A 292-nucleotide genomic window follows, 5' to 3' on the forward strand; every position below is an offset into this window, starting at 1 on the left:
GTGGGCGGCGGCTCCGTCATCGACTCGGCTAAGGCCATCGCCAACGGCGCCTGCATCGACTGCGACGTATGGGAGCTCTTCGAGACCAAGGCCCTCGACCACGACGAGCTGCCCATTGCCGTGGTGCTCACCATTCCCGCCGCAGGTTCCGAGGCGTCCAAGAACACGGTGGTGTCCAATGACGAGCTGGGTCGCAAAACGGGCTACGCCAACAACGCCCAGCGCCCGAAGTTCGCCTTCATGAACCCGGAGCTCACCTTCACCCTGCCGCCCTTCCAGACGGCGGCGGGTC

At 65.8% G+C, this 292-nt stretch carries 1 protein-coding gene; it reads left to right on the top strand.

Translation table 11 applies throughout. The annotated features are described in order from the left end of the window. Positions 1–292: iron-containing alcohol dehydrogenase (locus tag PZH32_RS13530; RefSeq protein WP_275208768.1), on the top strand; the 292-nt coding region annotated here is incomplete at both ends.

Origin of the sequence: Adlercreutzia equolifaciens (genome assembly GCF_029076695.1) — a bacterium.
Classification (GTDB): Bacteria; Actinomycetota; Coriobacteriia; order Coriobacteriales; family Eggerthellaceae; genus Adlercreutzia; species Adlercreutzia equolifaciens_A.